Origin of the sequence: Tahibacter soli, from assembly GCF_025717065.2 — a bacterium.
In the GTDB taxonomy this organism is placed as follows: Bacteria; Pseudomonadota; Gammaproteobacteria; order Xanthomonadales; family Rhodanobacteraceae; genus Tahibacter; species Tahibacter soli.
In genome coordinates this window covers 403,441-416,263 of sequence record NZ_JAOVZO020000023.1, presented here as the reverse complement: position 1 = coordinate 416,263, position 12,823 = coordinate 403,441, and the positions used below count along the sequence as shown (strand labels likewise).

The 12,823-nt window shown below is 69.7% G+C and carries 2 protein-coding genes (1 of these 2 cut by a window edge); both read left to right on the top strand.

Annotation, left to right across the window (positions count from 1 at the left end; translation table 11 throughout):
- Positions 1 to 2,169: the end of a non-ribosomal peptide synthetase gene (locus tag OD750_RS26975; RefSeq protein WP_263542528.1), read on the top strand. It extends 14,274 nt beyond the left edge of the window; 2,169 of the gene's 16,443 nt are visible here — the last part of the coding sequence; its start codon lies off the left edge, out of view; it ends in the stop codon at positions 2,167 to 2,169.
- Positions 2,162 to 12,823 (top strand): non-ribosomal peptide synthetase, encoded by a 10,662-nt coding sequence (locus OD750_RS26970; protein WP_263542529.1) that lies wholly within the window; start codon positions 2,162 to 2,164, stop codon positions 12,821 to 12,823. Before OD750_RS26975 ends, OD750_RS26970 begins: the two co-directional genes overlap by 8 nt.

Here is a 12,823-nt window from a genome sequence, read left to right as displayed (position 1 = left end):
ATCCGCCTGATCGGCGGCGAGGAACGCACGAACTATCCGCTGACCGTCTCGATCAACGATCTCGGCGACGGCTTCGGCCTCAGCGTGCAGTGCATCGCCGGCATGGATGCCGGGCGCATCGCCGCGTATCTGACCCGCGCGCTCGACGGCCTCGTCGCGGCGCTGACCGACGCGCCGGATCGTCCGGCGCACACGCTCGACATCCTGCCCGACGACGAACGCGCGCTGCTGCTCGACGGCTTCAACGACACCCGGGTCGACTATCCGACCGGCCTCCTGATCCACCAGCTCGTCGAACGGCAGGCGCGGCAGCAACCGGATGCGACCGCCGTGGTGTTCGCACAGGAAACGCTCGGCTACGCCGAACTCAATCGCCGCGCGAACCGGCTGGCACACCGCCTGATCGCCCTCGGCATCCAACCCGACGACCGCGTCGCGATCTGTATCGAACGCAGCCTCGACATGGTCGTGGGCCTCCTGGGCATCTTGAAGGCCGGCGCCGCCTACGTGCCGATCGATCCGGCGTATCCCGACGAGCGTCTCGCGTACCTGCTCGCCGACAGCGCGCCGGTCGCCGTGCTCACGCAGGCCTCGCTGCAGAACCGAGTGCGCGAACGCGATCCCGCGCACTCGTCGATGCTCGTGCTCGACGATCCGATCGTTCGCACGGAACTGGCCGAACAGCCCGACCACGATCCCGACCCGCAAACGCTCGGCCTCACGCCGCAGCATCTCGCCTACGTCATCTACACCTCGGGCTCGACCGGCAAGCCCAAGGGCGTGGCGATGCCGCAGGCGGGCCTCGTCAACCTGCTGCACTGGCAGCAGCGGCAGGACGATCTGCCAGACGGCGCGCGCACGCTGCAGTTCGCGGCGCTCGGCTTCGACGTCGCGTTCCAGGAAATCTTCGCGACGCTGACATCGGGCGGCTGTCTCGTGCTCATCGACGAGGCGACGCGCCAGGACCCGGCCGAACTGGTCCGCCTCGTGCGCGCGCAGAACGTCGCGCGGCTGTTCCTGCCGTTCATCGCGCTGCAGGCGTTCGCCGAAGCCGCTGTGCGCTCCACGCTGCCGCTGCCCGCGCTGGCGACGGTCATCACCGCGGGCGAGCAGCTGCGTGTCGGTCCCGCGATCCGGCAGTTGTTCGATCGCGCGCCCGGCTGCCGTCTGCACAACCAGTACGGCCCGACGGAAAGCCATGTCGTCACGGCGCAGACGCTCGTCGATCCGCGCGCGGACTGGCCGGAGCTGCCGCCGATCGGCCGCCCGATCGCCAACAACCGCATCCGCATTCTCGATGCGCACCGTCAGCCCGTTCCGATCGGCGTCGCCGGCGAAATCCATATCGGCGGCACCGGTCTCGCACGCGGCTATCTGCATCGCCCGGAACTGACGGCGGAACGCTTCGTCGCCGATCCGCAAGATGCACAATCGCACTTGTACAAAACCGGCGACCTCGGCCGCTGGCTGCCGGACGGCACGATCGAATACCTCGGCCGCAACGACTTCCAGGTGAAGATCCGCGGCTTCCGCATCGAACTCGGCGAGATCGAAGCGCGGCTCGCGGACTGCGACGGCGTGCGCGAAGCCGCTGTTGCGGCGCGCGACGACGGCGCCGGCGGCAAGCGCCTGGTGGCCTACGCGGTCATGCACGACGGCGCCGATTTCTCCGTCGCCGCGTTGCGCGATGCGCTCGCTGCGCGACTGCCCGACTACATGGTGCCCGGCGCGTTCGTCGCGCTGGCCGCGCTGCCGATCGCGCCGAACGGCAAGCTCGACCGCGTGCGCCTGCCGGCGCCCGACGAGACGTCGGTGGCGACGCGGGTCTACGAAGCGCCGGTCGGCGACGTCGAAGTCGCGATCGCGCAGATCTGGCAGGACCTGCTCGCCCTGCCGCGCGTCGGCCGGCACGACGATTTCTTCGCGCTCGGCGGCCATTCGCTGCTGGCGATCCAGATGACGGTGCGGCTGCGCGAGAGCATGGGCGTCGAACTGTCACTGAAATCCCTGTTCGACAGCCCGGTGCTGTCGCAACTGGCCGACGTCGCGGTCGCCGCGCAACTGGACGCCTTTTCGGAAGAGGACATCCGGCGGATGGAAAGCGAACTCGATGCGCTTTCCGAAGCGGACCTCCTCGCACAACTCCATGGAACCCTGGATCATGTCTGACGCGAACGATCTGGCGCAGCTCAAGCGCGCCCTGCTCCTGCAACGCCTGCAACAGCGCGACGGCGCACGCCGCGTCGCCGACCCCGCGCCGTCGACGGCGATCGGCATCGCCGACCGCAATCGGCCGCTGCCGCTGTCGTGGGCGCAGCAGCGCCTGTGGTTTCTCGACCAGTTCGATCCCGCCTCGGGCGTGGCCTACCACATGCCGGCGGCGCTGCGCCTGACCGGCCGGCTCGACCGCGACGCGCTGCGCGCGACGCTCGACCGCGTGGTGGCGCGCCACGAAAACCTGCGCACGACGTTCGCGTGCCACGACGGCACGCCGCATCAGGTGATCGCGCCGCCGGACATCGGCTTTCGGCTCGACGAGTGCGATCTGCGACAGCCGGGCGACAGTCGTGCCGACATCGAACGGACCGCGATGCAACGCATCGAAACCGAAGCGCGCGCGCCGTTCGACCTCGCGGCCGGTCCGCTGATCCGCGGATTGCTGCTGCAGCTTGCGGACGACGAGCACATCCTCGTCGTCACCAAGCACCACATCGTTTCCGACGGCTGGTCGATCGGCGTGCTCGTGGCCGAAGTGACCGCGCTCTACGCCGCGTTCTGCGAGGGCCGGCCCGATCCGCTGCCGCCGCTCGCGATCCAGTACGCCGATTTCGCGGCGTGGCAGCGGCAGCACCTGCAAGGCGACGTGCTCGCGCGACAGGTCGACTTCTGGACCCGGCATCTCGCCGGCGCGCCGGCCCTGCTCGAACTGCCGACCGATCATCCGCGACCGCCGGTGCAGGGTCACGAGGGCGATCTCGTGGCGCTTACGCTGCCCGCCGAGCTGACCGTCGCGCTGCGCGATCTCGCCCGGCGCCACGGCGTTACGCTGTTCATGACGCTGATGGCCGGCTGGTCGGCGCTGCTCGCGCGGCTCAGCGGCCAGGACGACGTCGTGGTCGGCACGCCGTTCGCCAACCGCCAGAACCGCGAAACCGAAGCGCTGATCGGCATGTTCGTCAACGCGCTCGCGGTGCGCGTGCGTCTCGACGACGATCCGACCGTCGCGCAGCTGCTCGCACAGGTGAAGGCCACGCTGCTCGACGCCTACGCGCACCAGGATCTGCCGTTCGAGCACGTGTTCGAAGTGCTGCAGCCGGTGCGCAGCATGAGCCACAGCCCGATCTTCCAGGTGATGCTCGCGCTCGACAACACGCCCGGCGGCAGCCTGGCCCTGCCCGGCCTGACGCTGGACACGGTGATGCTGCCGCGCGCGACGTCGTACTACGATCTGTCGTTGTTTCTCACGGATACCGGCGGCGCCATTACCGGCAATCTGGAATTTTCCACGAATCTGTTCGAGCGCGCGACGATCGAACGCCTCGCCTCGCAGTTCGTCACGCTGCTCGCCGGCATGGTCGCGCACGAAGCCGTGCCGGTCAGCCGGCTGCCGCTGATCGACGATGCCGAGAAGACGCGGCTGCTCGTCGATTTCAACGCGACCGCCGCCGACTATCCGACCGACCTGTTGCTGCACCAGCGCTTCGAGACGCAGGCCGCGCAGCGGCCCGACGCGACCGCCGCGGTGTCCGGCGACGAATCGCTGACCTACGCCGCGTTGAATCGCCGCGCCAACCAGCTCGCGCATCGTCTGCGCGCGCTCGGCGTGCGGCCGGACGATCGCGTGGCGATCTGCCTCGAGCGCAGCCTCGACATGGTCGTCGGCCTCCTCGCCGTGCTCAAGAGCGGCGCCGCCTACGTGCCGCTCGATCCGGTCTATCCCGTCGACCGCCTCGCGTTCATGCTGGCCGACAGCAAGCCCGTGGCGCTGATCGCGCAGGCCAGCGCGCTGGCGCCTCTCGAGCGCGGCGAAGCGATACCGTCCGGCCTGCCGGTGCTCGTGCTCGACGACGCCGACACGCGCGCAACGCTCGCGGCGCTGCCCGCGTCGGACCCCGCGGCCGACGCGATCGGCCTGACGCCGCGCCATCTCGCCTACGTCATCTACACGTCCGGTTCGACCGGCTTGCCCAAGGGCGCGATGCTCGAGCACGCGCAGGTCGTCAATCTCGTGCACGCGCAGATCGACCTGTGCGGCTATACGTCGGCCGATCGCGTGCTGCAGTTCGCGTCGATCAGTTTCGACAATTCGGTCGTCGAGCTGTTTCCGGCGCTGTCGGTCGGCGCGACGGTGGTGCTGCGCGCGGCCGACCTGATGATTCCGGATGCGGCATTCGTTGAATTTTTGTCGGCCAATGCAATCACTGCGACCGATCTGCCGACCGCGTTCTGGCATGCGTGGGCGCAGGAAGTGCAAGCCGGACGCAGCCTGCCCGCGCCCGGCCTGCGCGTGGTGCTGGCCGGCGGCGAAAAAGCCGAGCTGCGGCATCTGCGCGGCTGGTTCGACGCGCCGGGCCTCGCCGAAACGCGCTGGATCAATACCTACGGTCCGACCGAGGCGGCCGTCAATTCGGCCGCGCTGGCGTTCGATCGCACGACGCCGCTGCCGCCGTACGCGATTCCGATCGGCCGGCCGTTCGCCAACGCGCAGATGTACGTGCTCGATGCGAACCGGCAGCCGGTGCCGGTCGGCGTCGCGGGCGAGCTGTACATCGGCGGTGCGGGCGTCGCGCGCGGCTATCTCGATCGTCCCGAACTGACGGCCGAACGGTTTCTGCCCGATCCGTTCCGCGCCGGCGGACGCCTGTACCGCACCGGCGACCTGGGCCGCTGGCTGCCCGACGGTACGCTCGAATATCTCGGCCGCAACGATTTCCAGGTGAAGATCCGCGGCTTCCGCATCGAGCTCGGCGAGATCGAGGCGAAGCTCGCCGCGTGCGACGGCGTGCGCGAAGCGGTCGTGATCGCGCGCGAGGACGTGCCGGGCGACAAGCGCCTCGTCGCGTATCTGATCGCCGGGCCGAGCGCCGAACTGTCGATCGCCGTGCTGCGCGACACCCTCGCGCAGTCGCTGCCCGAATATATGCTGCCGAGTGCGTTCGTCACGCTCGACGCGCTGCCGCTGACGGCCAACGGCAAACTCGACCGCAAGGCGCTGCCGGTGCCGGACGCGTCGTCGCGCGTGGCGCGCGCGTACGAGGCGCCGAGCGGCCCGGTCGAACGCGCCGTCGCCGCGATCTGGCAGGACCTGCTCGGCCTCGAACGCGTCGGCCGCGACGACCACTTCTTCGAACTCGGCGGGCATTCGCTGCTCGTCGTGAGCCTGATCGAACGGCTGCGTCAGGCCGGGCTGTCGGCCAGCGTGCGGCAGGTGTTCGCGACGCCGACGCTCTGCGCGCTCGCGGCGAACATCGGAAACGCCGGCGCCGGCGATGCGTTCGCGGTGCCGCCCAATCGCATTCCTGCCGGCTGCACGGCGATCACGCCGGACCTGCTGCCGCTCGTGGACCTCACCCGGGCGCAGATCGACGCGATCGTCGCCGGCGTGCCGCAAGGTGCGGCCAACGTGCAGGACATCTACCCGCTCGCACCGTTGCAGGAAGGCATTCTTTTTCATCACCTGCTCGACGTGCAGGGCGACGCCTATCTGCTGCGCTCGATCACCGCGTTCGACACGCGCGCCGCGCTCGACGCCTGCCTCGCCGCGCTGCAGCAGGTGATCGACCGTCACGACGTGCTGCGCACCGCCGTGTGCTGGAACGGGCTGCCGCAGCCGGTGCAGGTGGTGTATCGCCAGGCGCGCCTGCCGGTCGAGGAACTCGCGCTGGCCGGCGCCGGCCGCGCGCTCGACCGGCTGCTCGAATACACCGATCCGCGCTGCACGCGCCTGGACCTGTCGCGCGCGCCGGTGATGAGCGCCACGGTGATCCACGACGTCGACGCCGGCGCGCAGTCTGGGCAATGGCTGCTGTCGCTGCTGCAGCATCACATCGTCACCGACCACGTCACGGTCGAACTGACGATGCACGAGATCCAGGCGATCCTCGAAGGCCGCGGCGACGCGCTGCCGCCGTCCGTGCCGTACCGCGAATTCGTCGCGCGCACCCGCGCGCTCGGCACCGCCGAACACGAGGCGTACTTCCGTGAGCAGCTCGGCGACATCGACGCGCCGACCGCGCCGTTCGGGCAGCTCGACGTGCGGGGCGATGGCGGACAGGTTACCGAACTGCGGCAGCCGCTCGACGCCGCGCTCGTCGACGCGGTGCGCGCCGCCGCGCGCGCGAACGGTGTCAGCGCCGCCGTGCTGTTCCACGTCGCGTGGGCGCAGGTGCTGGCGCAGTGCACCGGGCGCGACGACGTCGTGTTCGGCACGACGCTGTCGGGGCGCCTGCACGGCGCCGACGGCGCGACGCGCGCGCTCGGCATGTTCATCAACACGCTGCCAGTGCGCCTGGCGCTCGGCGGTCGCAGCGTGCGCGAGGCGGTCGCACAAACGCACCGGCGCCTCGGCGCGCTGCTGCCGCACGAGCAGGCGTCGCTTGCGCTCGCGCAGCGCTGCAGCGGCGTCGCCGCGCCGCTGCCGCTGTTCACGGCGCTGTTCAACTACCACCACGTGCTGCTCGACACCGCGGCGCGCGACGGCGACGCGACGACGGGTTCCGTCTGGCGCGGCGTGCGGCTGATGCGCGTCGAGGAGCGCACGAATTATCCGATCACGGTATCGGTGGAAGATCTCGGCGACAGCGTCGATCTCGTGACGCAGTGCATCGACGGCATCGACGCGGCGGCGGTGAGCGCGTATCTGTCGACGGCGCTGGAATCGCTCGTCGACGCCTTGTCGCACTCGCCCACGTCGCCGGTGCGCGCCCTGAACATCCTGCCGGCGGACGAACGTGCGCGCCTGCTCGCGGGCGGTTCCGCCGATGCGCAGACAACCGGCGAACCGGCGCTGATCCATCGCCTGTTCGAGCAGCAGGCCGCGATTCGGCCCGATGCGATCGCGCTGACGTTCGGCGATGCGACGCTCAGCTACGGCGAACTCAATCGCCGCGCGAACCGGCTCGCGCATCGCCTGATCGCGCTCGGCGTGCGGCCCGACGACCGCGTCGCGATCTGCGTCGAACGCGGCTTCGGCATGCTCGTCGGCATTCTCGGCATCCTCAAGGCCGGCGCGGCCTACGTGCCGCTCGATCCGGTCTATCCGTCCGATCGCCTCGCGTTCGTGCTCGACGATTGCAAGCCGGTCGCGGTGCTGGTCGAGTCGGCGCTGCAGGCGCAGTTGTTCGACGGCGGCCTGCCCTCGGCGCCGGTACTCGTGCTCGACGATGCCGACACGCAGCGGCAACTCGCGGCGCAGCCCGAACACGATCCCGACGTTGCGGACCTGCGCGCCGATCACCTCGCCTACGTCATCTACACCTCCGGTTCGACCGGCCAGCCCAAGGGCGTGATGGTCGAACACGGCCACGTGACGCGTCTCTTCGCCGTCACGCAGGGCGAGTTCTACTTCGACGACACCGACGTGTGGACGCTGTTCCACTCGTTCGCGTTCGACTTCTCGGTGTGGGAGATCTGGGGCGCGCTGTTCCACGGCGGTCGCCTCCTGATCGTGCCGGGCGACGTCGCGCGCTCGGCGCCGGATTTTTATACCTTGCTGTGCCGCGAACGCGTGACCGTGCTGAACCAGACGCCGAGTGCGTTCCGCCAGCTGATCGCCGCGCAGGCCGCGCAACCGGCGGAACACACGCTGCGCTGCGTGGTGTTCGGCGGCGAGGCGCTGGAGCTGCATACGCTCGCGCCGTGGTTCGCCAGGAACGATGCGCAACGTACACAACTGGTCAATATGTACGGCATCACCGAGATCACGGTGCACGCGACGTTCCGCGCGATCGGTCCGGCCGACGTGCAGGCCGGCCTCGGCAGCGTGATCGGCGCGCCGCTCGGCGATCTTGCGATCTACGTGCTCGACGCGAATCGGCAACCGGTGCCGACCGGCGTGACCGGCGAGCTGTACGTCGGCGGCGCCGGCGTCGCGCGCGGCTATCTCAACCGGCCCGCACTGACCGCCGAGCGCTTCATCGCCGATCCGTTCCGACCGAACGGAAAACTATACAAGACCGGCGACCTCGGCCACCGGCTGCCCGACGGCACGCTCGAATACCTCGGCCGCAACGATTTCCAGGTCAAGATCCGCGGCTTCCGCATCGAACTGGGCGAGATCGAGGCCAAGCTCGCCGCCTGCGACGGCGTGCGCGAAGCGGTCGTGATCGCGCGCGAAGACGTGCCGGGCGACAAGCGCCTCGTCGCGTATCTGATCGCGCAGACCGGGCTGTCGCTGGCCGACCTGCGCCACGAACTGGCGCAGTCGCTGCCCGACTACATGCTGCCGAGCGCGTTCGTCACGCTCGACGCGTTGCCGCTCACCGCCAACGGCAAGCTCGATCGCAAGGCACTGCCGGCGCCGGATCAGACGGCCGTCGTCACGCGTGCGTACGAACCGCCGGTCGGCCGCACCGAAGAAGCCGTCGCCGCGATCTGGCAGGACCTGCTCGGCCTCGACCGCATCGGCCGCGACGACCACTTCTTCGAACTCGGCGGCCATTCGCTGCTGGTCGTGAGTCTGATCGAACGGCTGCGTCAGGCCGGCCTGTCGGCCAGCGTGCGCCAGGTGTTCACCGCGCCGACGCTCGCCGCCCTCGCGGCGAGTATCGGCAACGACGCCGGTAGCGCGTTCGTCGTGCCGCCGAACCGCATCGCACCGGACTGCGCGGCGATCACGCCGGACCTGCTGCCGCTCGTGGATCTCACGCAGGCGCAGATCGACGCGATCGTCGCGAGCGTGCCGCACGGCGTCGCCAACATCCAGGACATCTATCCGCTCGCGCCGTTGCAGGAAGGCATTCTCTTTCACCACCTGCTGCAGCCGCAGGGCGATGCGTACCTCTTGCGCTCGATCGTGTCGTTCGACCGCCGCGACCGGCTCGACGCATTCCTCGTCGCGCTGCAGCGCGTGATCGACCGCCACGACATCCTGCGCAGCGCGATGCGCTGGACCGGATTGCCGCAGCCGGTGCAGGTCGTGCATCGCCACGCGCCGCTGCCGGTCGCGACACTGACCGCGGACACGAGCGACGCGATGACGCAGCTGCTCGCGCACACCAGCCCGGCGCACGCGCGCATGGACCTGACCCGGGCGCCGCTGATGGCCGCGACCTGCATCGCCTCGGGCTCGCAATGGCTGCTCGCGCTGCAAAGCCACCACATCATCGAAGACAACTACTCGCTGCAGCTGATGCTCGGCGAAGTGCACCAGCTGCTCGTCGATGCGAACGCGCCGCTGCCGCCGTCGCTGCCCTATCGCAACTTCATCGCGCAGGCGCGCTCGGTGCCGGCCGACGAACACGAGGCCTACTTCCGCACGCAGCTCGCCGACATCGACGCGCCGACCGCGCCGTTCGGCCTGCTGCAGGCACCGGCGCACGACACGGCGATCCGCGAAGCCGACGTGAGTCTCGACCCCGCCCTCGCCGAACGCGTGCGCCAGGTCGCACGCCGGCAAGGCGTCAGCGCGGCCGTGCTGTTCCATGCCGCGTGGGCGCAGGTGCTCGCCGTCTGCACCGGCCGCGACGCGGTCGTGTTCGGCACCACGCTGTCGGGCCGCCTGCAAGGCTCCGCCGGCGCCGATCGCGTGCTCGGCATGTTCATCAACACCTTGCCGATGCGGCTCGACGTCGGCGCGTGCACCGCGCAGCAGCTCGTCACCGCGACGTATCGGCGCCTCGGCGAACTGCTCGTGCACGAACAGGCCTCGCTCGCGCTCGCGCAGCGCGCAAGCGGCGTGTCCGCGCCGATGCCGCTGTTCACCGCGCTGCTCAATTATCGTCACACCCGCTTGCACGGCACCGCGCCGTGGGACGGCATCCGCCTGATCGGCGGCGAGGAACGCACGAACTATCCGCTGACCGTCTCGATCAACGATCTCGGCGACGGCTTCGGCCTCAGCGTGCAGTGCATCGCCGGCATGGATGCCGGGCGCATCGCCGCGTATCTGACCCGCGCGCTCGACGGCCTCGTCGCGGCGCTGACCGACGCGCCGGATCGTCCGGCGCACACGCTCGACATCCTGCCCGACGACGAACGCGCGCTGCTGCTCGACGGCTTCAACGACACCCGGGTCGACTATCCGACCGACCTGCTGATCCACCAGCTCGTCGAACGGCAGGCGCGGCAGCAACCGGATGCGACCGCCGTGGTGTTCGCACAGGAAACGCTCGGCTACGCCGAACTCAATCGCCGCGCGAACCGACTGGCGCACCGCCTGATCGCTCTCGGCATCCAACCCGACGACCGCGTCGCGATCTGCATCGAGCGCAGCCTCGACATGGTCGTGGGCCTCCTCGGCATCTTGAAGGCCGGCGCCGCCTACGTGCCGATCGATCCGGCCTACCCCGACGAGCGTCTCGCGTACCTGCTCGCCGACAGCGCGCCGGTCGCCGTGCTCACGCAGGCCTCGCTGCAGAACCGATTGCGCGAACGCGATCCCGCGCACGCGCCGACGCTCGTACTCGACGATCCGATCGTTCGCACGGAACTGGCCGAACAGCCCGAGCACGATCCCGACCCGCAAACGCTCGGCCTCACGCCGCAGCATCTCGCCTACGTCATCTACACCTCGGGTTCGACCGGCAAGCCCAAGGGCGCGATGAACCAGCACGACGGCGTCGTCAATCGCCTGCTGTGGGCGCAGGACGAGTACCGGCTGACCGCCGACGATCGCGTGCTGCAGAAAACGCCTTTCAGTTTCGACGTCTCGGTGTGGGAGTTCTTCCTGCCGCTGCTCGCCGGCGCGACGCTGGTGCTCGCGCGGCCCGGCGGTCACCAGGACCCGCAGTACCTCGCGCGCACGATCGCCGACGCGTCGATCACGGTGCTGCATTTCGTGCCGTCGATGCTGCAGGTGTTCCTCGACCAGGCGCCGGCCGACCTGTGCGGCAGCCTGCGCAGCGTGCTGTGCAGCGGCGAGGCCTTGCCGTACGGCCTGCAGGAAAAATTCCACCGCACGTTGCCGCGCGCAGGACTGCACAATCTCTACGGCCCGACCGAAGCGGCCATCGACGTGACCTACTGGCGCTGCGACGGCCGGCTGCATGCGGGCAAGGTGCCGATCGGCCGGCCGATCGCGAACACGCAGATGTACCTGCTCGACGCGCGCCGGCGGCCGGTGCCGCTCGGCGCGGTCGGCGAGCTGTACATCGGCGGCGCCGGCGTCGCTCGCGGCTACCTCAACCGGCCGGAACTGACGGCCGAACGTTTCGTCGCCGATCCGTTCCGCGCGCACGACGGCGCGCGCTTGTATAAAACCGGCGATCTCGGCCGCTGGCTGCCGGACGGCGCGATCGAATACCTCGGACGCAACGACTTCCAGGTGAAGATCCGCGGCTTCCGCATCGAACTCGGCGAGATCGAAGCGAAGCTCGCGGCGTGCGCCGACGTGCGCGAAGCGGTGGTGGTCGCGGCCGACGACGGCGCCGGCGACAAGCGGCTGGTCGCCTATCTCGTCGCGCGCGCGAACCGCGAGATTTCCGTCGCGGCCGTGCGCGCCGAGCTGGCGTCCGGACTGCCCGAATACATGGTGCCCGCCGCGTTCGTCGTGCTCGACGCGTTTCCGCTGTCCGCCAACGGCAAGCTCGACCGCGCCGCGCTGCCGCGCTGGGACGCGAGCGCGAACGCGTCGGCCGACTTCGTCGCGCCGCGAACCGACGCGGAAGCCGCATTGGCGCAGTTGTGGAAAGAGATACTCAATCTCGACACGGTGGGCGTGCGCGACAGTTTCTTCGACCTCGGCGGCCATTCGCTCAAGGCGGCGTCGTTGATGTTCAAGCTGGGCAATACGCCGGGATGCCGGCCGATCACGCTGGTGGATTTCTATGCCAACCCGACGATCGAAGCGATGGCGCGCCTGACGAGCGCTGTCGAACCGCGGCGGCATCGCATACTGCAAAAGCTCGGCGACAGCCGCGGCGAGCGCACGTTGTCGCTGATCTGCTGTCCGTATGCCGGCGCCGCGCCGACCGTGTTCCATCCGCTCGCCCGCGCGTTGAACGCGCGGGCGCCGGACATCGACGTCTACGCCGTCGCGATCGAAGGCAACGAAGTGGGCATCGAAGCGCCCGCGCTGCAGAGCGTCGAGCGCATCGCCGCCGACTGCGTCGCGTACATCCAGGCGAATGTTCCGGGCGAGATCGCGGTCTACGGCCATTGCGTCGGCAGCTATCTCGCGCTCGAAATCGTGCACCGGCTGGAGCTGGCCGGACGCGACGTGCGGTTTTTCGCGGCCGGCGGCGCGTTTCCGTCGCCGCGCGCGTCGCTGCTCGGCCGGCTGTTTCCGATCAAGGATCTGTGGGCCGGCAAGAGCGACGCCGACCTGCACGCGCTGATCCGCTCGTGGGGCGGCTCGGCCGATCCGGTCGACGACGCGGTGCTCGCGTTCATGATCGGCAACTTCCGGAAAGACTCGAAGATGGCGTACGACTACGAGCGCACTCGCAAGCGCTGGAAGATCGCCGCGCCGATCCACAGCATCGTCGGATCGGCCGACAAGCTGACGCCCGACTACGCGCGCGACTACCTGCGCTGGAACGAGATTTCCGATGCCGTGCAACTGACCGTGATCGAGGGCGGCCACCATTACTTCATCGGCGATCAGGCGGACGAGGTGGCGGCGGCGGTCTGCGCGGCGGCGCGCCGCGTCGCGTCGCCGGCCTAG